19 protein-coding genes and 2 tRNA genes are annotated in these 24,650 nt (G+C 45.2%); 8 read left to right on the top strand and 13 right to left on the bottom strand.

Features of this window, described 5'->3' with window-relative positions; genetic code table 11:
- Nucleotides 1-7 precede the first annotated feature (7 nt).
- From amrS to QXF64_02125, 3 genes are all read left to right on the top strand, one after another.
- Nucleotides 8-1,042: an AmmeMemoRadiSam system radical SAM enzyme gene (gene amrS, locus QXF64_02115; GenBank protein MEM1689290.1), complete on the top strand. Its 1,035-nt coding sequence runs from the start codon at nucleotides 8-10 to the stop codon at nucleotides 1,040-1,042.
- Nucleotides 1,027-2,136, top strand: coding sequence for a TIGR04084 family radical SAM/SPASM domain-containing protein (locus QXF64_02120; protein ID MEM1689291.1), 1,110 nt, complete (start codon nucleotides 1,027-1,029; stop codon nucleotides 2,134-2,136). The genes amrS and QXF64_02120 overlap by 16 nt, the downstream gene beginning before the upstream one ends.
- Nucleotides 2,137-2,168: 32 nt before the next feature.
- Nucleotides 2,169-2,246: transfer RNA gene (locus tag QXF64_02125), tRNA-Ala, on the top strand.
- A 157-nt stretch (nucleotides 2,247-2,403) separates the two neighbouring features.
- Here QXF64_02125 and QXF64_02130 read toward each other — a convergent pair.
- The 4 genes from QXF64_02130 to QXF64_02145 form a co-directional block, all read right to left on the bottom strand.
- Nucleotides 2,404-3,639, bottom strand: a complete 1,236-nt coding sequence (locus tag QXF64_02130) for a DUF438 domain-containing protein (GenBank protein ID MEM1689292.1) — start codon at nucleotides 3,637-3,639, stop codon at nucleotides 2,404-2,406.
- Between the two features lie 266 nt (nucleotides 3,640-3,905).
- On the bottom strand, nucleotides 3,906-4,274 hold the full coding sequence (locus tag QXF64_02135; GenBank protein ID MEM1689293.1) for an MscL family protein: 369 nt from the start codon (nucleotides 4,272-4,274) through the stop codon (nucleotides 3,906-3,908).
- Nucleotides 4,275-4,357: 83 nt separating this feature from the next.
- Nucleotides 4,358-10,225 carry an Ig-like domain-containing protein gene (locus QXF64_02140; GenBank protein MEM1689294.1) on the bottom strand — a complete coding sequence of 1,956 codons (5,868 nt, stop codon included), beginning with the start codon at nucleotides 10,223-10,225 and terminating at the stop codon, nucleotides 4,358-4,360.
- Between the two features lie 65 nt (nucleotides 10,226-10,290).
- Nucleotides 10,291-11,052: a GTP cyclohydrolase IIa gene (locus tag QXF64_02145; protein MEM1689295.1), complete on the bottom strand. Its 762-nt coding sequence runs from the start codon at nucleotides 11,050-11,052 to the stop codon at nucleotides 10,291-10,293.
- 92 nt (nucleotides 11,053-11,144) lie between these two features.
- On the opposite strand from QXF64_02145, the gene tpiA reads away from it, so the two are divergent.
- From tpiA to QXF64_02160, 3 genes are all read left to right on the top strand, one after another.
- Nucleotides 11,145-11,828 carry a triose-phosphate isomerase gene (tpiA, locus tag QXF64_02150; protein ID MEM1689296.1) on the top strand — a complete coding sequence of 228 codons (684 nt, stop codon included), beginning with the start codon at nucleotides 11,145-11,147 and terminating at the stop codon, nucleotides 11,826-11,828.
- Nucleotides 11,829-11,853: 25 nt separating this feature from the next.
- Nucleotides 11,854-11,931: transfer RNA gene (locus tag QXF64_02155), tRNA-Thr, on the top strand.
- Nucleotides 11,932-12,035: 104 nt separating this feature from the next.
- Entirely contained in the window at nucleotides 12,036-12,533 is a 498-nt protein-coding gene (locus QXF64_02160) for a hypothetical protein (GenBank protein MEM1689297.1), read from the top strand.
- A gap of 108 nt (nucleotides 12,534-12,641) precedes the next feature.
- On the opposite strand, the gene QXF64_02165 is transcribed toward QXF64_02160, so the two are convergent.
- From QXF64_02165 to QXF64_02200, 8 genes are read right to left on the bottom strand one after another with little or no spacing between them, the layout of a single operon-like run.
- Nucleotides 12,642-13,235 carry a methyltransferase gene (locus tag QXF64_02165; GenBank protein MEM1689298.1) on the bottom strand — a complete coding sequence of 198 codons (594 nt, stop codon included), beginning with the start codon at nucleotides 13,233-13,235 and terminating at the stop codon, nucleotides 12,642-12,644.
- A gap of 5 nt (nucleotides 13,236-13,240) precedes the next feature.
- Nucleotides 13,241-14,047, bottom strand: coding sequence for an NAD+ synthase (locus tag QXF64_02170; GenBank protein ID MEM1689299.1), 807 nt, complete (start codon nucleotides 14,045-14,047; stop codon nucleotides 13,241-13,243).
- Nucleotides 14,048-14,866, bottom strand: coding sequence for a prephenate dehydratase (pheA, locus tag QXF64_02175; protein MEM1689300.1), 819 nt, complete (start codon nucleotides 14,864-14,866; stop codon nucleotides 14,048-14,050).
- Nucleotides 14,863-15,792: a prephenate dehydrogenase/arogenate dehydrogenase family protein gene (locus tag QXF64_02180; GenBank protein ID MEM1689301.1), complete on the bottom strand. Its 930-nt coding sequence runs from the start codon at nucleotides 15,790-15,792 to the stop codon at nucleotides 14,863-14,865. The genes pheA and QXF64_02180 overlap by 4 nt, the downstream gene beginning before the upstream one ends.
- A complete protein-coding gene (gene aroE, locus QXF64_02185; GenBank protein ID MEM1689302.1) occupies nucleotides 15,720-16,577 on the bottom strand; it encodes a shikimate dehydrogenase in 858 nt (285 codons plus the stop codon). Before aroE ends, QXF64_02180 begins: the two co-directional genes overlap by 73 nt.
- The gene (gene aroD, locus QXF64_02190) at nucleotides 16,574-17,305 is read right to left on the bottom strand and encodes a type I 3-dehydroquinate dehydratase (GenBank protein MEM1689303.1); all 732 of its coding nucleotides are present in this window, start codon (nucleotides 17,303-17,305) and stop codon (nucleotides 16,574-16,576) included. The genes aroE and aroD overlap by 4 nt, the downstream gene beginning before the upstream one ends.
- Before the next feature lie 6 nt (nucleotides 17,306-17,311).
- Complete coding sequence (locus tag QXF64_02195; protein ID MEM1689304.1) at nucleotides 17,312-18,418, bottom strand: 3-dehydroquinate synthase II; 1,107 nt, start codon at nucleotides 18,416-18,418, stop codon at nucleotides 17,312-17,314.
- A gap of 13 nt (nucleotides 18,419-18,431) precedes the next feature.
- Entirely contained in the window at nucleotides 18,432-19,283 is an 852-nt protein-coding gene (locus QXF64_02200) for a 2-amino-3,7-dideoxy-D-threo-hept-6-ulosonate synthase (protein MEM1689305.1), read from the bottom strand.
- A 54-nt stretch (nucleotides 19,284-19,337) separates the two neighbouring features.
- On the opposite strand from QXF64_02200, the gene aroA reads away from it, so the two are divergent.
- Nucleotides 19,338-20,618: a 3-phosphoshikimate 1-carboxyvinyltransferase gene (gene aroA / locus QXF64_02205; protein MEM1689306.1), complete on the top strand. Its 1,281-nt coding sequence runs from the start codon at nucleotides 19,338-19,340 to the stop codon at nucleotides 20,616-20,618.
- 71 nt (nucleotides 20,619-20,689) lie between these two features.
- The gene (locus QXF64_02210) at nucleotides 20,690-23,833 is read left to right on the top strand and encodes a hypothetical protein (protein MEM1689307.1); all 3,144 of its coding nucleotides are present in this window, start codon (nucleotides 20,690-20,692) and stop codon (nucleotides 23,831-23,833) included.
- Here the strand turns inward: QXF64_02210 and QXF64_02215 are convergent.
- The gene (locus tag QXF64_02215) at nucleotides 23,828-24,613 is read right to left on the bottom strand and encodes a hypothetical protein (GenBank protein MEM1689308.1); all 786 of its coding nucleotides are present in this window, start codon (nucleotides 24,611-24,613) and stop codon (nucleotides 23,828-23,830) included. The genes QXF64_02210 and QXF64_02215 overlap by 6 nt on opposite strands.
- Nucleotides 24,614-24,650 lie beyond the last annotated feature (37 nt).

A 24,650-nucleotide genomic window follows, 5' to 3' on the forward strand; every position in this document is an offset into this window, starting at 1 on the left:
CTTTCAGATGGCAGAGACTATCCAAGAAGCTTTACTATATGAACAGTTGGAAGAGAAAAACGTTCGCTGTGGAGTATGCGAGAGACGCTGTTTCATTTCTCCAAATCAGCTTGGCTTTTGCAAAACCAGAAAAAATATAGGTGGAAAGTTATACACGTTGATCTACGGCGACATTTCATCGATGTCTGCAAATCCAATAGAGAAAAAACCTTTTTATCACTTCTGGCCTGGGAGCAAAGCCCTGACCGTTGGGAGTTGGAGTTGCAATTTCACTTGCCCCTGGTGTCAGAACTGGAGCATAAGCAAGTTTCCTCCTGAACCGGATAAGGCAAACTACATAAGTCCAGGAAAGTTCGTTGAGCTGGCGATCAAAAAAGGATGTCGAGGAACTAGCATATCTTTCAACGAGCCCACACTTATGCTAGAGTGGTCTCTTGACGTCTTCAGACTTGCACGCAAAAAGGGACTGTATAACACATTTGTTTCGAACGGTTACATGACCGTTGAAGCTCTCAAAATGCTTGTCGAGGCCGGTCTCGATGCGATGAATGTGGACGTTAAAGGGGATGAACGGACGGTCAGAGAATATTGCGGAGCAGATGTGGAAATCGTCTGGCGAAATATCAGAGAAGCAAAAAAGCTTGGAATTCACGTCGAAATCGTAAATCTGGTCATACCTGGCGTAAACGACGGAGAAGATCAGCTGAGAAATCTCGTGAAAAGATGTCTGCGCGAGGCAGGGGAGGAAACCCCAATTCATTTCACGGCATACTATCCGGCTTTTAGATTTGATGCTCCCCCCACTCCCGTTTCAAAACTAGAAATGGCTCATAACTTGGCCATGGAGGAAGGAATGATGTATGCATACGTTGGAAATATCCCGGGGCACCCATTTGAGAATACTTATTGTCCAGCCTGCGGACGTGTTCTCATAAGAAGATTCGGTTTTGAGGTTTTGGAGGTAAATTTGATAGGAAAGAGATGTGAATTTTGCGGAGAAGAAGTGCTTCTGATAGGTGAGGCAAAATGTTCTTCCATGTGATAATGACGACTCATTGTAATCTCATGTGTAGATATTGCTATGGAGAGGCCGTAAACGATTTTTCCGAAACGGGTGAAGATTTTGACGTTCTTCTGCCGGAAAGAATAGCATACGATGTTGGTGAGCTTGCTTCCTTCTGCTCGAAAGATCCTGATTGTTCAATTATTTTCTACGGTGGGGAGCCATTGCTCGAAGCCGAAAAGATTGAAGAAATCATAGAGAAAGTTCCAGCACGCAGATTTCTGATCCAAACAAATGGCACCCTTCTTCACCGGCTCGGGAAAAATTATTTTGCAAAACTCCACACGATCGCCGTTTCGGTGGACGGGAAAGAAGAAACCACCGATATGAACAGGGGTGATGGAACTTTTAGGAGAGTTGTGAAGAATCTGAAATATGTTGCGAAGAGTGGTTTTGAAGGAGAAATAATTGCCAGAATGACGGTAATGGAGCCGATGGACATTTTCGAGGAGGTAAGATGGCTTCTCAACAATCAGGAGTTTTCTTTCTCCGCTGTTCACTGGCAGCTAAACGCTGGTTTCTGGAATGACTTTGAAAAAAGGAATTTCAAAGTTTGGGTAGAAGAAAAGTATAATCCTGGCGTGAGAAAACTCGTGGAATGGTGGACAGAAGAGATCTGGCACGGCAGAGTTCATAAAATTTATCCCTTCCTCGGCGTTTTGAAATCCTTATTTGCAGGCGGTGCTGGAGGGTTGAGATGCGGTGCTGGCTGGGCAAACTATGCCATACAGACAGATGGACATATAATTCCGTGCCCGAGCATGTGGGGAATGCGAAGATTTTATCTAGGACACATTACACAAAGCCATCCGCTAAACCTAGAAAAAATAAAAACAACAGATTTCTGCGAGGACTGCGAAATTTTCGCCTTCTGCGGTGGGAGATGTCTCTACGCCAACGTGATGAAGAGATGGTCACGGGAAGCATACCGGATTGTGTGCGGAACTGTGAAAAATCTAGTAAACGCGCTGAGATGTGTTCTGCCAAAAATTGAGAAAGCTTTGCAGATGAATATCGTAAAACCTGAAGATTTTAATTTCCTAGAGTTTAACGGATGCGAAATCATTCCGTAAAATCTAAAATCTTGCACGGATAGTTAAACACGGGGCCGGTAGCTCAGCCTGGTATGAGCACTCGCTTCGCAAGCGAGGGGTCGCGGGTTCAAATCCCGCCCGGTCCACCAAATCATTTTTGGATATTCACCGGACTTCTGTGTTTTGTTGAATAAAAAAGGATTTAAGTATGCTAAAAATGTTTCAGCGCAAACTTAACAAAAACGGGAACAGTAGGCTTTTAACATTATTTTCTACCAAAGCGTATTTCGTGATCAGAAATATGCTTCACCCTTCCCAATCTAGGAGTCGCTTTTCGCCTTCTATCCTCTTCAAGTCTGTTATGTCTTGGGAAACCTCCATTGTTCCCAAATATTTGCCATCCTTGTCTCTCAATGCGAAATATCTTATGTGAATTAAGCGATCGCCCTTTTTTATCCAGAATTCTGCCACGTCTTTTTCACCCTTCCTGAAGGCCTCTAGGATTCTGTTAACCACATGAATGCTTTTTTGCGGATGACAAAGTTGCACTTTTCTGCCTAGAATAGCCTTTGTTCTTACAAATATGCGTTTTTCTGCTCTATTAAAATATTTGACAGCATCATTCTTGTCTACGAAGGTTATATCCACTGGCAGGGTGTTTAAAATAGCCTCTGCTTCCTCTTTTGTTAATGTCCCAGTTTCAAATTGTAATTCGCCCTGTTGTATAGATTCAGCTACAGCTATTGGTTTTTCAACAATTTTGACTGACTTGGCTATTGAGTATTCTGGAGTGAAGCAGCAATATCCAATTTCGTCAAAGTCAGCTTTTATAGTGGTCCACTCTTGTTCCGTGATGATGCGTAGAGCCGTCGGAAATAGGATGTTGTTTTCCTTGAAAATATGGCTGTTTAGAGCGCTGTCTATGGCGTTAGCTAGTTCACAGAGCTGCCTCCCAAAATCCAAGAAGCTCATTTTTGAGGCGCTTTCGACCAAGGCCTTAAGCTGCTTTTTCTTTTCTCTAAGCTGGTTGTGTTCCATCCACATTATGGCTGGCGGTTCACTTATTCCATGTTTCTCCAAAACTGGGAAAAGAGCGTTCTCCTCACGTAAATAATGTTTTTCGGCATCTGAAAACTCATCTGCAACATGTCTCAACTGTGAAAATTCTTCGGTTACCTCATCTAAACTTTCTGCTCTTTGCATTTTTTCAGCTAAAAATCCAAGCTTTTGGGATATTTGCTGAAGCATTCTGTGCTCCTCTAGTAAGATGCCAATGGGACTGGCTGGAGCCGCCTCAATCTTTTGCTTTTCCAATTGTTCCTTGAAGACTGCTAAGTGAACATCGCATAACCTTTGAAGTTCCTCTCTCGATACACCCTCACTTAAGAGTTCTTGTTCAACTTTGACTATCTCAAACGGGTCTGCTCCCTCCAGTATCTGTTTAAATTTCTCCTTAACCTCCTGCAAAGACGCACCAGCATGCAGTTGCCCAATAATCTCCTTCAGAAGCCTTCTCCTATCTTTCTCAGGGACTCCACCCAACGAACATCCCTTTTCATATTTTCATTTTAAGTTTTAAAAACAGTTCGTATCTTTCAAGACATTTCTATTTATTTTTTGAAGTCATGATCGGAGAAAGCCGATAGACCAAGATGTCGGAATCTTTTTGAAAATCTATCCTAGCTTTTTCAGGATCTTGCTGCATACCTATATGAAGAAAAAATTGCCCCACGCTGAAAATTTAAGAACTGTGAGGACTGAAGCACATGGTAAAAACCATCTGGAGAGGGGAATCTAATTCCAAGAATTTAATCAATGCCAATTCTCGCTGTAAGTTTTATGAGAAGGAAGACTACCAGCATAACGATCAAGAAGGTTATCAGAGCACCGGCAAAGTGTCCGACTCTGAAAGGCCCGAGAGTTATCGTTTCCCACTCAGCTCCGGGAACCGCGATTTCGATGACTGGCATTATGAAATCCGCAACGAGCGCTTGCACAAGAGCACCCACATATAGACCGATCACAAACGCCACCGCCAGTCCGAGAATTTTGTATTTTGAAACGAAATTTATGAACTCGGCTTTGAAGCCCTTCGGTGGAGGAGGCGGTGGTTTTGGTTCTAGGAGCGCCCTTATCCGCCTGAGCTCTTCTAAGATTTCGTCATCCTTTTTAGACATTCAAAATAAAATTCTTCAAGAGATATAAATCTCGTGCTACGGAAACCTAAATCATGATTTTATTTACTTTGTCTATGAAAACATTAACGTGTAAGTTCAGCCTTGTTTGAGCTCGCGTTTTTTCGTCTTCTTCTCCAAACGAATATCATGAATAAAACAAAGATAATCACAGAAACTAGCGCAACCCATAAAATCCAGACAGGAATCTTCACAGGTCTGGACAAAATTACATCAAAAACGCCCGGTAGTTCACCGATTACAACTTTCCCAACAAGTTCGTTCTCTGGAGCTTTGAGATACACTGTTCTCCCGAAAAGTTCCCAATTTTCTACTTCGATTTCTCCTCTTTCGTCTGTTCTTCCAAGATAGTTTATCTCTCTTCCTTCTTCAAAACCAAAGTATATTTCAACATTGGAAGCGAGGACATTATCTACACGGAAAACAAACCTGATCGGCGAGTATACCTTAATTGTCAACTGATTCTCGCTTCTGGAATACATAATATCGCCTGGGAACAAAGCGGTCACAGTAACCGTTAACACATTTTCTGTAATTCTCGGGACTACCAGAATGACTTTGGATTGTCCGTTCCTATCCGTTGTGTCCGCTTCTTTTGAGAGGATACCATGAGTTGTGCGCCATACTATCAACCTGTTTGCAAGCGGGACTCCGTTCTCGTTCATAAGGGTGGCTGTGAGCTCCACAGATTTTCCGAACCAAGTACGAGGAACCGCTGAAATAGTCAGGAAAGATGGTGGAAGTTGCGGGAAAATATATCCTAATGAAACGGCTTGGCTGGGGGAATAGTTCTCGTCACCAGGGAAATAAGCGGTTATCATTGTGTTTTCTTGTGTTAACACGCGCGGCGCACGATAGGTTACATAGGCATTTCCAGCATTATCCGTGTTTGTTAAATTTTCTAAGAGGGTTCCTAGAGTTGTGCTCCAAATGATTGGTTTACCCGGAAGGGGATTTCCGTCTTGATCTACGAGCGTAGTGGTCAATAGAATACTCTCTTCCGAAGATATCGAAAATTCAAGTGGATATATCGCCAATCTTGTTTTTATACGAGAGAGCACGAGACCTGTGGAGGTTCCGATACTTCCATAATATTGAGACGTTTCCGTAAATGTCGCCATAATAAATACATACACATTTTCGTCAACTACGGGCGCAGTATAAACGGTTGTTGTCCTACCGTTTTCATCCGTCCGCCCACTCGAGGGATTGAAGGTTCCTAGGTTGTGATTCTCTAACCAGGTTATAACCATTCCCTGAAGAGGTCTACCAAGCTCGTCGCGCAAAGTAGCCGTTAAGGTTAAGGATCTTCCACTAAAAATTTCGAAAGCGCTGGGATCTATTGAGAGTGTCGTTGATAGCTTGGTTGGAGGCGGAGGCGGCGGTGGGGTCGGAGTTATTTTCTGGATGTTTCCCCAGACGACCTCGGATTCATTCAGGGCATAGTCGCGCACTTGCCCATAAACAGTTTTCAATCCATCCCCGGGACTGAGTTGCCATGTCTTCGTTGTGGAGTAATCCTCCCAGCTGCTCCAATTTTCTCCTTCATTTCTAAAACGCATCTGCCAGACTCCACTCAGCGCATCACTTGCGATGATCGTGATGGTCACGGTGGAAGAAGTTGTTTCAGCCGCACCTCCGTTTATGAGGAAAGATATTATCTGCGGAGGAGTTGTGTCCACTGTAAGTCTCTGGGTAGATGACCATCCGCCATCGTTTCCGGCATTGTCCCTGGCTCTCACCCTCCAGTAGTATACACCGTCCGGAAGGACTGGAGTTATTACGCTGGAAGTACCTGTTGTTGACCAGACCGTAAGGGTTGTTGTAAATGCGAGTGGGGCTGTGAACGTGTTCTCGTTGTCAACCTCGATCGTGTATACAACGGGCAAGGAGTTCTCGAAGACGTTGTTCCAGACCAAGGTCGGCGTGTTATCGTTCGTGTTCTCCCCATCGGACGGCGAGACTAGGGTAGGTGCAGCTGGTGGAATCGTATCTACTCTGAAACTCCAGACACCTGACCATCCACCCTCATTTCCTGCATTGTCTCTAGCTCTCACCCTCCAGTACCAGACTCCATCGGAAAGATTAGGTGTGGTCCAGTTGTTGTCAGTTATCCAGCCGGAGCTTGCGTTCTCGTACGGGAATGCTGAGTTATCACTCACTGCGGCGTAATACTCAACGGGCAGGGAGGCATCTACCACATTCTCCCAGAGAAGGGTTGGTGTGTCGTCATTGATGTTTTCTCCATCCACTGGAGAGATTAGTATCGGAATCCTCACGTATGTGTCAACGTCTATCATATCAAGCGCACGGTAGGGAACTTGTGTGTTACCTGCCAGATCTCTGGCATTCTCAACGACGATGTCAACACCTAGGACCTCCTCATCAACATCGGCTATATCATAGGTTGCCACGTAGATCGTAGGCGATATCCACGCTCCGGAGACCGGGGTTAGTGTTCCGGATGATACTATGTCGGGATCGAACGCTATATCGGGAGCAACAGAAGCATCCATATTCTCACTGTACGTTATCGTTATAACCAGAGTTCCTCCATTATCGGATTCCGTTATAAGGTTGTCGCTTATGGTGATGCCAACAACATAGGGAGCAACGGTGTCGATTCTGAAGCTCCAGACACCTGACCAATCGCCTTCGTTTCCAGCATTGTCCCTAGCTCTCACCCTCCAGTAGTATACACCGTCCGGAAGGACGGAGGTCGTGACGCTAGAGGTTCCGGTTGTTGACCAGTTCTCAACGGTCGTCGTGAAAACGAGTGGGGCAGAGAACGTGTTCTCGTTGTCAACCTCTATCGTGTAGACGATCGGTAGGGAGTTCTCAAAGACGTTGTTCCATACGAGAGTGGGTGTATTGTCGTTCGTGTTTTCGCCGTTCACTGGAAAGACCAGAGTCGGGCCTTCGGGCGGAACTGTGTCAACCCTGAAGAATCTAATCTGGCTCCATTCTCCCGTGTTACCCGCACCATCAGTTGCATAAACAAACCAACAGTAAAGATTGTCCGGTAGTTGCATGCTCACCTCAATTGATGCGGTTCCGGATGATGAATAGGTAACATAATCATAGGAAACAATTAAACTGAACGTTTTATTCCAGACACCAACTGCTATAGTATATGTCACAGGAAACGTGTTCTCTGGGATCAATTGCCAAGTCAACTCTGGTGTGTTGTCGTTAATGTTTTCCCCATTTTCGGGCAAAATAAGAACTGGAGCTGAGGGTGGAATAGTATCAACTATAAAGTTCCAGACATCAGATTCGTTTTCTCCCCACATGTTCACTGCTATCACTTTCCAGTAATACTGACCATCTGGGAGAGCATTTTCGGGAGGAAGAGTGTATTTGTTATCTCCGATTATTTCCAAACTGAAAACCGGAGAGCTGAAATCAAAATTATCGTCAATAACTAGTCTATGTCTCTCCGCATAAATTCCGTTCTCCCATTCAAAATCCGGCGTAGAGTTGTTCATTGCTGCGTTGTTCTCTGGAAGGTAAAGGTTAGGTTTAGTTGGCGGTGGTCCTGGACTATACTCCCGCCATAGAGATACCAGGAAAGGATAACCGCTGTTTACTGTGGAATGAATATCCCATATGTCATAGTTTTCAATATCCTCATAAGGATTCCCCAAGAAATCCCAGGGGATTGTCAGTCCATCGCTCCATGTGTTGTCCGTATATGTCCTCACATTCTTCATATTTTCCGTGGTTTTTCCGGTTCCACCGGCGCTTGAAGACTGTCCTGAGGTCTCATTATCCCAGAAAGAATTCGTCACCTCGCCGTTGTTGAGTCCAACAAGTCCCCCTACGAATGTATTCCCCGCAACTGGACCAACTGAATAAGAGTTTCTTATTTTACCAGAAAGAGCGCCTGATACTTCGTTTGAGCCAGCCAGTCCACCAACATACAAGCTACCCGTAACAGATCCTGATGCATAGCAGTTTAGCACCATTCCATAGTTAACGCCAACCAGTCCCCCCACGCCCTGCACACCAGAAACGTTGGCGTTTGAAAAACTTTGCTCGCAGGACCCCAGGTTAGCTCCGATAAGTCCCCCAGCATAATAGGTCGCTTGAGTGATGTTTCCAGAAGAAAAACTTTGAAAAACATTTCCAAAATAATTTCTACCAATAAGGCCACCAACATAGCTATTTCCACTTATCTGAACTGTTGCACCTGAACCGATAATCCACGCCTGGTTATCATTCCATCCCACTAGTCCTCCAACCTCCATCGAGCCGGAAACGGTTCCGAAGAATGTGGTTTGTTTGATTGTTCCTAGATTCCTACCCACAACTCCGCCAACATTAGATCCGCTACCCGAAATTGTTCCACCAAAAATTCTACATCTTTCTACGAAACCACGATTTGTTCCTGCCAAACCGCCAGCATTACCACCTTTCGTCTGCACAGTCAAGTTTAAGAGAACCACATCGAAAATCTTGGCACTATTGTCTAGTACACTAAACAGACCGACAGAGCCCAAATCCCAATCCCAATTTTCGAAAAGGTTCTCGATTGTATGTCCATTCCCATTAAAGCTCCCGGAAAATCCTAGCCCGAAAGACGTTATCGGACCTATCGGGAAAAACCCAAACCAACCATTCCACCCCATAGTTTGCGTTGCATCTATGTTATTTGCGAGTGCAAAATGTGAAAACCGGAAATCTCGAACTTCATCGAGTTGCTCAACGTTCTCAATCAAGAATGGATCATCTATAGTTCCACTCCCGGTACCTGAGAAAACTGGTGAGACCAAAAAAGGATATCCGCTATCAATCTTCCATCTATCTCTGAATCTTGTGTCTTCATACGGATTGCCAACAAAATCCCAAGGCCAAAGAAGTCCATCACTCCATGTGTTGTCCGTGAAAGTTCGAACATTCATCATGTTCTCTGTGGTTTTCCCCGTGCCTCCGGAGCTTGACGATTGACCGGAATTTTCAATATCCCAGAATGAGTTTAGAACTTTCCAAAAGTTAGCACCTATGAGACCACCCACGTTTGATGTTCCGACGACCGGTCCAGCGGAGTATGTGTTGATCACATAACCTAAATTGTAGCCTACAAGACCGCCGACATATTGTGTACCGCTAACTTTTGAGAGCGAGTACGAGTCGATTATAAAACTGGAGCTATATGCATATCCAACTAAACCTCCAACATAGTTTTTTCCATTAACATTTTCTGCCGCTGCCCAGCTTGTGGAAATCTCATTTCCGGAATATCCTGCAATCCCGCCCACAGAGTTTTCCCCAGTTACATCACCGGTAAAGGAGCTATCGATAACACTTCCAACAATTGCGCCGGCTAGTCCCCCTACATAGTTCCTTCCTCTAACGTTTGCAGATGAACCACATTTGAGAAGACTTCCATTGCTTCCACCCACAAGTCCACCTGCATAGTCAGTTACGGTCGAAACCTGACCATCAGAAAAACAATTTTCAAGAAGGGCGTTACCTCGAAGAATCCCCGCGATTATTCCAGCACGAGAATATGCGGCTATGCTGGCGTTTTCCATCCGCAGATTTTTTATCACGACCCAATTATCAACAACTCCGAAAAGTCCAACCCTATCCTCTGTTTGTCTGTTTATGAAAAGATTGTAGATCTTGTAACCCCTTCCGTCAAAACCACCCGAGAACGGAGATGTGAGAGATCCCACCGGTTCAAAACCACGACCGCCGTTCCAATTTATTGTATCAGATGCGTCAATGTCCGCTCCAAGAGCATAATATGCTGAGGGATTATCCTTCATCGCCTGCAACTGGTAGACATCTATAATTATGTATGGATCCTCCGGAGTCCCGCTCCCTCCAGCGAAAGCGATCGCTGGGTTGACCATCAAAAGTTTTACAATCGCTGCCAGAAGTAGCAGAAGCGTTAAGAGAACGAGTTGAATTGTGAATTTTCTCATTAATCTCACAAAAAAATAAACATGCAAAAATTAAAAATGTTTCTTCAATGAATCAAAATCTGTGACTAATCCTCACACTTAACAATTATGTTTGTTCGACTTTTTCCAGATCTTATTTCATGTAACGCTTGACTTGCCAACTTTGCGGCGTTTGCGGCCCGCCTAGCCTTTCCAAGGCCTGCTTTCATCTCCACGCCGAGTTCTAGCTTGAGATCTTTCAAAATTTCTATCAACACCTTTTCATCTATGCCATTTGAAACTGCCATGAAGTTATCTCCCCCCATGTAGAAAACCATGCCTCCATGCCTTAGCATCCGCTTCATGAGAAATGTGAGTATTTCATTTATCAGAAGCTGTGTTTCGTATATTGGTTTCGTGTCTGTCAAAAGGGTCGAGTGATTGACATCCATATGAACGATCTCGACCCAGTCCTCATCCGGTGGAACCACCGTTGTGCCCGCTAATTTGCTTTTCCGGTCTGGATTTCTAGAACTCCCGGTTGACTGAAGAGCCAGCGTTGCAGCGACTTGCGCGTCATAGGGTTTCTCGGCGCAACCGACCCCCATGCTAACCGTCACCGGAAATCTTTCAACAATTTCCATCTGAATTCTGCGGTGGTCTTCCATCGTGAGACCGTTGGAAATAGCCAACATGTTGTCCTGTCTGGCTTGGAAGACGAGACCGCCCAGCGAAGCGAATTTCTCCTGGAGATCTGCATAAAGCCTAGACTGGAGAATCTGAAGCTCTGATTCGGGTTTGGGGCTAGGAGTAACCGTCCATGGGCCATAACAATCAACTTGTATCACTGTTATCTGGATTTTTCGCATGTTTCTCCCCCTAAAGATGATGTTAAGACAATATTTATGTGCCGCGCTTGGTGAATCGTTAACTTTATATGCGGTGTTTACCGTGTTCTTTGATGTTCAAACTTCCCGCTATCGTTGTAAACTTCAAAACATACCCGGAGGCAACCGGAAAGAACGCGGTAAAAATGGCAAAAATTATGCAGAAGGTGGCCAAAAAGTACAAGGTCACCATCGCGGTTTGCCCACAGCATGCTGACGTCTTTCGGGTCGCCAAGGAGGTCAAAATCCCAGTTTTTGCACAGCATGTTGATCCGATGAAACCCGGAAGAAACACTGGATGGGTCATACCTGAGACTATGAAGGCAGCAGGTGCAATCGGGACGTTGATAAATCATTCTGAGCACAAGCTTCCGTTAGAAGTAGTCAGAAGCACGATCGAAGCTGCAAGAAACGCTGGATTGGTTACCATCTGTTGCACAGCGGACATCGAGGAAAGCAGAAAGGTTGCCGAGTTCTCGCCAGACATCATAGCCATAGAGCCTCCAGAGCTGATAGGCACTGGAATCCCTGTTTCAAAAGCAAAACCGGAAATTGTGGCCGGAGCCGTTGAAGAGATCAAAAAGGTTAACCCTAACGTGGAGGTTCTCTGCGGAGCTGGGATAACGACCGGTGAGGATGTTGTCAAGGCAATCGAGCTTGGAACGAAGGGCGTTTTAGTGGCGTCTGGGATCGTCTGTGCGAAAGACCCAAGGGCTGCGATAGAAGACATGGTCAGAGCAGTAAGCGGAAAATTTTAACTTTCTGAACATTAAATTTTTCTTGGCCGCCGTAGCTGAGCCTGGTTACAGCGACCGCCTTGTAAGCGGTAGATCGTGGGTTCAAATCCCACCGGCGGCTCCAAATCGGGATATAAATTTTTCGCCTAAGAGCTTTTCAAATATCTGAGACCCAAGAATCCGCATAAAAATAAAAACACCACAATTCATCCTTTAAGGAGGAAAACGATGAAAATCAGATGGAAAGTTGTTGTGACTTCCCTCGTCTGTTTCCTCTCCGGAAGTCTCATTCTATTGGGCCTTTTGAGCCCATGGTACAAAGCTGGCGCCAGAACCTTTTCAGGTTTTGACCTTATCGACAATCAAGAGAGAAAGACTGGCCTTCCGGTGCTCTTCTTTACGATCACTGGCACTCTTGCAATCTTCGTCTCCGGCCTACTTGCTTGGCTGACCGATGTAGCTGACACAAAAAAACTTCTTCCAGTGGGGCTGACTCTTACAAGTGTCGGAGTGATATGCCTACTCATCCTATTGGCAAGAGGCCTTATGCTCATAGGACAAAATTTCATATACCTGCTCCCCCCGGTTTTCCCAAATGATCTTTTCCGAGGTTTCTGGATATTCGTCTCAGGAATAATCGTCGGAGTAGCATTCTGGATTTTCCTACAAACGAAGATACCAGAGAGATTCTTATTCAGCCAAGTCTCCCGAGTTTCCTCTGCTTAAGCCTTCGCATCTTCCTTCTCATTCTCTTACGCACCCATTTCCAGCGCATACGTCCCTTCTTCTTCCACTTCCTCGGTCGCTTCCCCAGACTCTCACCTCCGTAAAGTCTCAGATTACTGATCTTTTACCCCTAAAAAGAAAGAGTTCCTCAAACCATAATTTTTTTCTTTTGATTTTCAGCTCGAATCCCAACTCACGTAGGCGTTTCTCGGTTCGCTCCACGTTCGAGAGGGATGACTGCACCAGATAAACTTCACCGCCTGGCTCCAAATGTTTTGGAAGCTCGTCCAGGAACGCGTCTACCACAATTCTACCTTCTGGACCACCCTCGCATGCCTTCAAAATCGGATCATCACAACTGGATAAAGATGGTAGATATGGAGGATTAAAGATCACGACATCAAACGTTCTCCCCCTTACTGGCTGAAAAAGATCTCCAACCAAGAATTCAATTGAGAGACCATGTTTCTCCGCGTTTATTCTGGCGCAATTTATTGCCTCCTCCGAAATGTCCGTTGCTGTGACTTTTCCACCCATCAACGCCGAAATTACAGCAATCATTCCACAACCTGTGCCGATCTCGAGCACTCTCTGTCCAGGAAGTATTTGCAGGTTTGACGCAAGCAGGTAAGTATCATCCGAAGGTTCGTAAACTGAAGGTAAAACTAGAAATTCCAGATTTCCGTAATAAACTTTTATCATGCCGACTACAACCTCGGGACTTGAAGTGGTAAAATCTTGTGTCTGTTTCTCCTGATTCTATCCAGAATTCTGTTAACCGTGTCTAGATCCACGCCGACAGCAGAAGAGATCTCTTCCGCGGAAAATCCGAGTTCTTCCCCGACAAGAATTCTGTCCAGTTTGTCGTAAGGAAGACCAATCTCCTCCTCATCCGTTTGTCCCTTCCAGAGACCAGCTGTCGGCGTTTTCTTCAAAATGCTCTCCGGTACTCCCAGATGTCTACCCATCTCTCTTACTTGCGTTTTGTAGAGACATCCAATAGGCGTAATGTCGGAAGCTCCGTCCCCAAATTTTGTGAAATATCCGATTCTCAACTCCGTCTTGTTGCTTGCGCCAACCACGAGACAATTGAGAAGGTTGGCATAGTAGTAAAGAATTGTCATCCTGATTCTTGGCTTCAGATTTGCCTCCGCAAGAACGTTTTTCTCATCAAAGCCAATTATCGCCATCTTGAAAGCCTTCAGAATCTCGGAAATTTCAACCTCTCGGACTTCAATCTTCAAAATATCCGCGACCTTTTGAACATCCTTCCAATCGGCGGATTGAGTGATTCCTTTTTCAGGAATGAAAACTCCCAAAACCTTCTGATTACCCACAGCTTCGACCGAGAGGAACGCGCAAACAGACGAATCCAAGCCCCCACTCAGACCTATGACTAGTCCATCCGCCTTCGAACTCTCGAATTTTCGCTTTATGAACTCGACGATTTTTTCTCTAGCCTTTTTCACATCTATTTTCAGAGCATTTTCGATTTTCCTCTCAACCGAAGACATTCAGAACCTCCTAGGATATGACCCAAGAATTTTCAGCATCGCTGTCTTTTTTCTCAAGCCTTCTAGCGCTTCCTTGACGATTTCATCATCTTCGTGGCCTTCGAAATCTACGAAAAAGAGATAATCTCCGAGGACTTTCTTAGACGGCCTCGACTCTATCTTCGTGAGGTTTATCTGCCTGTGTGCGAACTCGCCGAGAATCTCGTAGAGAATGCCCGGCCTATCCCTCTCCGTGTAGAAAACTATAGAAGTCTTGTCTCTACCGGTCCGCTGAACTTTTTCTCTCCCTAGACAGAAGAATCTGGTAAGATTCTCCTCATCCCCGGAAACATTTTCTACCAAAACCTCCAACCCGTATATCTCGGCGAGTTCCTTCGGCCCAAGAGCTGCGACCTCAAGGGAACCAGCACTGCTCACCTGTTCAGCTGCCCTCGCCGTGCTACTTACCTCAATGAGCTCTACCCTGGGTAACTTCGTTCGCAGGAACTCTCTACACTGTGATAGGGCTTGAGGATGCGAAAGAACTTGTTTTATATTGTCGAGTCTGGCTCCTTTGACGGACAAAAGAGAATGAACAACTGGGAGGACTATCTCCGCGGTCACACGAACGTCACACCAGGCGAGAGCGTCGAGAGTCTCGCCCACCGATCCCTCCCGCATGCTTTCAACAGGAACAACACCTGCATCAACGTTTCCCGCCTCCACGGCCTTCACTACCTCCAAGATCGAAGAATAGTAAACAAAGTCTTCCTTTCCGAAATGTCTGCGTGCGGCCAGCTCCGTATACGTTCCCCTCGGTCCAAGCACGGCAATTTTCATCTTTCCTCTCTCCTTTCAAACAACTCGTATAACAGTTTGTATGCTTTTTCCATTTCTTTCCTGCTGAATAACTTCTTGAGCTCCATAAACTCCTTCTCCACGACACCAGCATCTCCAGCTGAAAGAGCCACGTCAAGAGATCTGCAGACTTCGAGCATTCTTTCTCTCACGATGCTCGCATATTTGTTGTGAACCTGTATCTCACCATACAGTTTTGGACTGCGCGTTAGAAAAGCCTTGCTCGCCAGAAGAAGATGAGCGAACATCGGTGTCTTTACATCCTCCACAAGAAAATCTTTCATAGAGTTCAAAGTGAGAACAAAAGAAAGTACTGAAAAATGGGGGAGGCACTGAACGACGGCCATAAGTTTGTCATGCTCGTCCGCTTTCATCTCCACAACGTTCGCGCCCATTTCCGAAATCCTTTCCTTAAACTTTTTGTACATCCGGTCGACCTTTACCGGCACAAAAATGATGTCCTTTCCGCGGAGGTCCGACGCCCCCGGCCCAAAAAGTGGATGAATTGAAGCCATTTCCGCTTCCGTTTTTAGCTCCTTCATTGTGTCAACTATCTCCTCTTTGACTGAGCAGATATCCACCAGCAAACTTCTAGAACCCAAAACCCTGGCGATTTTTTCAATGGTTTCTGGGGCAGCAGATATTGGAACAGCAACAATCACCAGCTCAGACTTACGAGCGATGTCCTCTGCTTCTCCAAACTCGACCCCGAGCTCCTCCGCCACCATTTTCATTCTTTTAGCCTTTATGTCGTGAACCAACACCTCATCACCAGCATCTTTGAAGAGTTTTGCAAACCATTTGCCCATTCCGCCTACTCCGATCACCGCAACCTTCATCGTTTTCCCTCCAGATATTCCTGCACAGCTCTTTTCATATCTTCGACTGGAGCGTCTTTTCCTGTCCATATCTTGAACGCTATGGCAGCCTGATTGATCAACATGCCTAAACCGTTTACAGTTCTAGCTCCGACCTTTTCCGCCTCTTTTAGTAGTCTCGTTTTGAGTGGCTTGTAGACGATGTCATACACAACTAAATTCTTGTGCATAAGATCTGAAGTTACCAGCGTTTCGTCGACATTCGGCATCATCCCAACAGAAGTCGTGTTTACAAGTATGTCTGCCCGGGAAATTTCTTCTCTAAGCTTTTCCCGATCAAGGGAAATGACTCCCACAGATTTCCCGAGTTTTTTACTTATGATCTCGGCCAGAGCTTCAGCCTTTGAAAGCGTCCTGTTCGCAATAGTAAGCTCACAACCCGCCTTCGCCAGCGAGAAAGCCACGGCTCTGGCGGCGCCTCCAGCTCCGAGAAGCAAGACCCTTTTTCCATTAACTGATCCGATTTCCTTTTCAAGAGCCATGAGCGCTCCACGCCCATCGGTGTTGTATCCGATCAGCTTACCATCCTCATTAACAACTGTGTTCACGGCTTCGACCTCCTTAGCGGATTCGTTAAGAGAATCGAGCAACTCGATTATTGCCACTTTATGTGGTATGGTAACATTGAAACCGCGGATCCCCGCCCGTCTAATCGTGAAAACAAATTCTGAGAGGATTGAAGGAGGAACACGTACAGCTGCATAAATCGCGTTCATTCCTAATCTTCGGAATGCCGTATTAAAGATTAGAGGAGAAAGAGTACCTTCTACGGGATCCCCTATCAGCATGAAGAGTTCCGGTTGCCTTTTTCTCAATCTTTGACCTCCCACTCTGGGATTTCCTTCAAAAATGAGATTACCGTTTCGAGATCCGGCTGACCGGGAGCCGCCGAAGGTCCTGCCGCCGCATAGATCACGGGGTTGTTTATTACTAAACTGAGATACCGGGTGATCAACCCCTCTTTACCCATTCCAAAAGTTATTACAGGTTTTGATAAATTTTTGATCGTCTCAACAGCAAAGTTCATCAGATTCTCCACATCTTTCCAAGATCTGCACATTGTCACGATCTTTACAACGTCTGCTCCAGCCTGCTCCATCTTCGTAGCAATCTTCAGAAGACTTTCTGGCTTAGGGGTTCCGCGAAAATCGTGGTGGGAGATTATTATACCAGTCCCCCGCGATTTAGCACTTTCAACAACCTTTTGAACGAGTTTCCGAGAAGTAGAAAATTCGATATCTACGCATGCACCAATTCTTTCAATTCCCTGTAGAAGCCATGCAACTCTTTCTTGCTCGTCGCCGCCAAATCTCCCACCCTCCTTTTTGCTCCTGTTTGTTAGAATGACTGGAGCGTTGATTTTCCCAAGTTCATCCCAGTCGGGTGCAAGTTTGAACGCGTCAAGCCTGATCTCAACCAAGTTTGCTCCTCTCGCTATGGCAGAATCCGCAAGCGATTTAGCCTCCACTGAACTCTGCGCAACGACTGAAGCACAAACCGCTGGAGTTTTTATCTTCCATTTCCCTAAGGTGATCTCACCCATACATAATCACTTCTCGACAACTGTTTCCTCTACCTTCATCCCAAAATGCCTTCCCCCCTCTTCCACGTAGACGAGCACCTCATCGCCTGGCTTCAGTCTGGTCACTGGTAGCGGCTCTCCTCCAGCTCCCACCAAATTTATCGTTTCAGCAAGCTGAAGTAGGACCTTATAAACTTTTCCGCCTGCCTCCGCCTCAACAAGTACGAGCGGGCGCCTCTCGATTTTGACTCTTCCTACAACAGCTGGACGGAAGTTTCCAGAATGGTCAACTATCAAAACTTCATCACCGGCCTTCAATTCAGTCATGTACTTCGTTTTTCCACCTGGAATCATTAAATAAGAATGGACTGCTCCGGCGTTCACTCTGAAGGGTCTCTGCTCGACGAACTCGCTCGGCAACGTCTCGGAGTGGACTAGGAAGAGACCATTCGACTGACTTCCAACGAGCATGCCCTCTCCCTTGCTCATGAACGATGTTGTGTCAATGCACGCCCTGTCACCGAGACCAGCCGGTTGTACTCTGAAAACCTTTGCTCTGCTGAGAGCCAGCTTTCCCTTGGTCAAAGCATCCAATGCCCTACATGTCTTTTCTATTTCCTCTGGACCCAAGTCAAGCGGGTCTAAAACTACACCGTCGACACCGATTTCTAAAATCTGCGCAGCAATCGTTGCTTTCTCTGCAGACTTCACTTCAGCAAGCAACTTCGCTCCAGTCTTTTGCAAAGCAGCTATTATATTCTCAAGCGGGATTATCTCCCAAGACTTCGCCGTGACGAGAATAAAATCGGCAAGACCTGCAAGCCTAATCGCGACTTGTTCGGATTTTTTATCAAAAACTTCGACCAACACGGCAGTTCTGCGCCCTGCAGATTTCAAATTGCTCAGCTCTTTCTCTGTGGTCTCCAAATCCTTAAACTTTACGAGGACTACTCCTACGCCCGGACGATCTTCTTGTGAGACGATAAGAGCCGAACCAAAACAAAGAGCCGATGAGACCTCGCTTCCTTTGACAATTATAGCATCAGCACCGCACTCTACTGCTTTCTTCACAAATTCTGCCTTTTCTTCCCATGGCAAATCCCAGTCTGCCTTCACCCAGAGTAGTTTCCGCAAGTTCAGTTCACCTTTAGAGCTCTTTGAGAGCCTCTTCGACCGTTGCTCCCTCGTGAACTATTTTCGCCAGTGCTCTTGTCATAGCTGTAGGATCTCTGTGTTGGAAGATGTTTCTCCCGATAGAGATTCCGATAGCTCCGGCTTCCATCGCTTCGTATGCCATTTGAAGCACCTCTTTGTCTGAGCCCATCTTCGGACCTCCTGCTATTACGATTGGAACCGGGCAACCGCGCACAACTTTTCGGAAGGACTCAACGCTTCCCGTGTAAACCGTCTTAACTATGTCGGCTCCGAGTTCTGCCCCAACTCTCGCAGCGTGAGCGACGAGCTCCGGATCATGCTGATTCTGAACCTTTGGACCGCGAGCGTACATCATTGCAAAAAGAGGCATTCCCCACTCGGAACATTTCTCTGCGACCATTCCGAGCATCTGCAACTGTTCCGGTTCGTTCGGTGCGCCAACATTCACGTGAACGGAAACACCGTCCGCTCCGAGTTTTATCGCTTCCTCGACACTTGCCACTTGAACCTTCCAGTTCGGATCCGGACCAAGCGATGTACCTCCGGATAGGTGAATTATCAACCCGATGTCTTTTCCCCTACCTCGATGCCCGGCTCTGACTATTCCCTTGTGAAGAACAACCGCGTTTGCCCCACCATCCGCAACCTTATCGATTATCGTCGTCATCTCCTCCAAACCGGTTATGGGGCCCATTGAAAGTCCATGGTCCATCGGAACTATCACTGTTTTCCTTGTTTTCCTGTCGATTATTCTCTCGAGCCGTATTCTCTTCCCGATTTCCGTCAGAGTCTCACCTCCTAAATTTCCGTATCGAAACGTATATAAGCGTAATAATCCGGGCAACTATTCGAGCAACAGTCTAATTAGAGTAAAAATGCTTAATTGAAATTGACGAAAATGAGCAGACTCATTGTCTATCCCTCGCATATCTTTGGAACTATTACGGCGCCGCCCTCAAAGTCATACACGCACAGGGCGTTCATTCTTGCAATGCTTGCGAAGGGAAAAAGCAAGATAGAAAATCCGCTCATAAGCTTGGATACACTCGCCACGATTGAGGGTATAAAAACTCTCGGGGCAAAAGTCGAAAGAACAAACGATGTCTGGATAGTTGAAGGAACTGGTGGTAAAATTTCTCCGAAGAAAGATGTAATCGATGCACGGAATTCTGGAACGACCATGCGTCTACTCAGTGCAGTGGCTGCTCTTTCGCCAAAACGTTTGAAGATCACCGGCGATGAATCGCTTCTAAGAAGGCCGATGGGTCCACTCATAGAGGCGCTGAGAACTCTTGGAGCCGATGCTAGATGCGAGGGAGAAAAAGGAAGACCTCCCGTCATCGTCGGTGGCGGTCTACGTGCGGGCAGCGTCGGTCTGCCGGGGAACGTCAGTTCTCAATTTATCTCGGCGCTTCTTATCGCGGCCACACAGCTTCAGGGAGAAACAGAGATCGAAATAGAAGGAGAACTCGTTTCTAGGCCTTATGTAGAGATAACACTGGAGCTCTTGAAGCTTGCCGGATCTGACGTAAAACATTCGCCTGATTTCCGAAAGTTTAGGATAAGGGGCGGACCGCTTAAACCGCTGAACATAAAAATACCCGGAGATTTCTCCTCATCCTCATTTCCGCTTGTGGCAGGGGCAATAACGCGATCTAAAGTGAGAATTGAAAATTTGGACTTCGAAGGACCGCAAGGCGACAAGAGAATCGTCGACTTTTTGCGAGACTTCGGAGCAGAATTGCGTGTAGGAAGAAACTACGTCGAGATTTTTGGAGAATCTCTGGAAGGAACCGAACTCGACTGCAAAGATAATCCGGATCTAGTGCCACCGCTAGCTGTCGCCGGAAGCGTAGCTGAGGGGAAAACCGAGATAGTGAATGTTCCACATCTTAGGGCGAAGGAGAGCGACAGGTTGCACGTTTTGGCCATCGGGCTGGAGAAATTTGGGGTAAAAATTAAGGAATTGCCGGACGGTCTGAGGATCTGGGGAGTTGAAAAACTCAGGGGCACACACGTGAGTTCCTTCATGGATCACAGAATGGCGATGGCATTTGCGGTGGCCGGGCTGGTGGCTGAAGGAGAAACAGTGGTCGAGGGTGCAGAAAGCATACCAGTGTCTTATCCAAACTTCGTTGAAGATATGAAGAAACTTGGGGCAAAAATGGAGCTCGTGTAGATTCTTGGCGCATTCCGAACCAATATGTCAAACTTTTAAAGGGAATTTCTACAAAAAGAAGGAGGTGAGAAATGGAAAATCGTTTGACTTATATTTTTATCATCTTCACTATCTTTTTTGTACAGCAGGTAGTCTGCGAAGAAAAATCAAGCGGAACGATTGAGGCAAGCTTTAGTTTTATGGAAAATCTCCCGATAAATCTCTCAAAACTTGTATCTTTTCGTCTCCCATCGAATGGAATAGAGATTCTTGTGAAAGATGTTGAAACCGATGAGCCGATCGAAAACGCTGGCATTGTGGGGACCATCGCCTCGCATAATAAGACCTTTTTAGAATTGCACACGAGGCAAAATGGAAAAGCATTTATCAAAATTTCTGGAAGAGAAAATCACGCCCTAGATATCGTTGTAAGTGCCCTCGGTTATGCTCAAACTTCTTGGAAAGGGCAGGTCTCGCCTGAAAACAGAAGACTCGTTGTTTACATGTTCTACGATCCGTTCAAAGCATGGATGAGGAACAATTCATTGAGCTTTTCAAGAAATTACAACTCTCAGGAAAACAGGCTCGGCTGGTATTTTGATTATCGCTGGGAGTATGTAAAAGACGTAGAGGCGTGGCAGGCACCTTCATATGAAAACAAATCTGGATGGAAACTCGAAAGCTATTGGGCAGCTGATGTCTATCACTGGGAAATCGTTGGATATCAGGATGCCCAGCAATATACTTGGGTGAAAACTGCGAGTGGCGTCGAGTATGATGCATCTTTCGGCGAATATTACGGGTACAACGTGGGAAACGAGTTTTACCCCCCTGAGTCTGATGGATCGTACAAGTATAAAATAACGAGTAAAAGAATCGATACGATCGGTTATGATACTAGACAAATCTCTCCAATCCTTCCAAGTAGATATGAGTACTTTTATCCTCCTTGGACCGGTGGAAATGATAAAAATCTGAGCAAGGTTCCGGTAAAAATAACGGTTAGAGCGGATATCAACAAAGAGGGAGACCCAGAAGACTGTTTCTCTCTTAAGCTCAATTTGTATATGAAAGCAGTAGAGAACGGGAACGAACCGACGACATTTGAAGGGCAACAAACCTTTACAATTTCCGTCGACGACATCATTACAAACGGATTCTCTAACAGATGGAGAATAAGCAATGTGACAATAGGAAGTTCATCTGTTCTCGGGCAATCGAGTTCCGCCACCGTAAATGATTATGGAAACTGGTGGCACTATTCTTATCCATCCGGCCCGGTTTATTATTTTGAGATCTTTGGAGAAAACTATCAAACATCAAATGATGCGCCAAGAGTACGAGCATATTACAAAAACATGACAGTTGAGCTAAAGAAGATAAAATATGTCTTCGTTGTCGATCGATACGACTGGATGCTCACAAACACACGAGTTCCAGTTTATGGTTGGGTTTATAAGGGTGAGCTGGAATTTTCAAATCCCCCGGAAAACACAAGCGAATATCGTTATTACAATGTCCGGATAAAGTATCATGTTTATCGCAAATACGTAGATGCATACGAAAACATCTTCGAGACATATTACTATCTTCCATATCCGATAAAGCACGAGAACCTTTACGTTGCCCGGTTGAACGGATACACTGATAACCTCCTGCTCGGAACAAGTTTGCTCTCTGGAGAGAATGTTACCCTCTGGGTTGACAATGTGTACACAGTTCCGATAACAATAGATCTCTATGATGCAGATGTTTGGGCATATACTATAGTTGGAAAAAGGATTGCCGTTAACGAGTGGATTCCAAACGGAGAAAGTGTTTTCATAAACGGAGAGGATGCATATGGGAATGGAGTTGGAGCTGGAGACCTCTTTGTCGATGAAGATGGTCTCCGTTTGTTTGGTGTAAGAGAAGTAAGTATTCTCCGCTCTGGTTATATCGGTATAGACAGCATATATTGGTGTGTCAATCCTCCAATAAATGCCGTCAAGGTAAAATATGATTTGGAAAACTCTAAACTTGTTGCCACGATTTCCATAGACCCACAAGGGCTTCCACAAAAGGTAACTGTTCTAGACAATGTTGCAAACATTCCGTTTTCCGATATCCGTTTTCTTATAGGCAGAGAATTCAGATTTTCGATAAATCTGCATGAAAATATTTATGCAAATGGCATGTCGCGTGACAACATATGTGTTCTCCACTGGGAGTATGATCCTAGTTACTTGACAATCTGGGGTCCAGAAACCTTAGTACGACTCCGATATTATGAGATTATCGAGAGAAGAGACTACCCAAGAGAACCATACATGCATCCAGATGATTATGGAAGATATGCCGTTTATTATCCAGACCCTGAAAATCCGCCATCTATTCTATTTTTGGCAGACACATACGCCTGGGCATATAAACCGACACCAGTTTACAAATATGACTGGGTTTATGCCGGGAGGTGGACTGGGCTTTCTTTCAGACCAGAAAACTCAAAGAGATTCAGGTTCGAGAACATAACGTCTCACAGAAAAACAGAAAATGCGTATGTCTTTAGGCTTGCGTTCTATCCGAATGGAAGAAGCACTCTGAGGTTTTCAGTCATGGATAGCTGGTTTAGAAGATCCGAGAACATGCCGTTCGAAATAAGAACAAACGATCCGAGTCTTCCAGACAATCGGAATTATCTGCTTTATTATGCGTCACGTCCGCTCGGTTCCAACATCCAAGAAAACGGTTCTCCGCTCCAATCAGACAATATTCTGCTGAAACAAAAAAGATATCCTGTAAGTATAACTTATGATGCCATCAAACATCAAAACTACATACGATACTTGATATTTTGTTTTCCAAGTTATGAGCCTACTGGAGATCCTTGGTACGAGCTTATCTACATCAGTAACGGTTATGAAATACAAACAGAAGTTGGAATTCCTAAAGGATACATTTTCAAAGCGTGTGCAAACATCGACCCAAGTTACCGTCTTGCTATAAATTGGAATAAAATCGGAGAAAACAATACGCACGACACATATATTTTGAGACTTATCCAGCCAGCTGGCATTAAACCATCCAAAACAAAGTCTTTTGAATACAAAATCGATATAGAAGCCACAAACGGTAGCCAAACAATAGTAGCTTGCTTCTATGTGGATGTCGGTTCGAATATCCGAGTTGTTGCCGAAGTGAAAGATGTTACAAAGACTATTCCGCTTCCAATAACTGTCATATTACCAGTTCTATAGAATTTCGTATCCACTAACCCGATAACCCTTGGATTTTATCCATCTTCCGGGAATAATTGTTGCTGTTAAAAGTGTATTCATGTAAACTCCTTCATTACCGAAATCTCCAAGATTCAGATGAAACACTTGCCCCATCGGTTTCTTTGGTTCGTAATCGAAATAGAAATACGCCTTGTCACTCCAGTAGCGTTGCCCTAATAAATTTATATTTTCTCCGAGTTCTATTCCTGTAAACTCTCTGTTTTCAGCTATTCTTCTCGGAATCCTTATCCAAACATTGATGTTATACTGTATATTTTCCCAGTACTCCTTCTGCGTGATTTTTGCAACGGTTCTTCTTCCGGTTGGTGTATCCATCTCAACAAGACTGAACTCTGGCATATGTGGAAGCAACCATTCAGGTAGAGAACCTATCACAACAGGATCACACCTTGCTTCGCCGTAAACTATTTCATTATCATCTAAATCCCACCACCAAGTGTACTCGTTTGATGGGGTATAATAACTAAACGTGTAACTCCTTATTCTTAAGAACTCTGCATTATCCGGCCACCAGAGATATGCTACGAAATTCTCATATCTATATCCGGGACCGGGATAACCCCAGTCCGCAATCCAAACTATCTCCATAAATTCGGAATTCTCATTTTCCTGATTTAAATAGACATTAGAAACTGTACGGGATTCTCGAAAACCGTAAAACAAGAAAACTACCGACGGAAATATAAACAGAAAAGCTATTCCCAAACCAAAAAGCACATCAATAACTTTAGACTTCATGTTTATCCTTCATCCTCGCCAGAGAAAATATTTAAAT

It is taken from the genome of Candidatus Hadarchaeales archaeon, assembly GCA_038823825.1.
GTDB lineage: Archaea > Hadarchaeota > Hadarchaeia > Hadarchaeales > Hadarchaeaceae > JAVZGN01.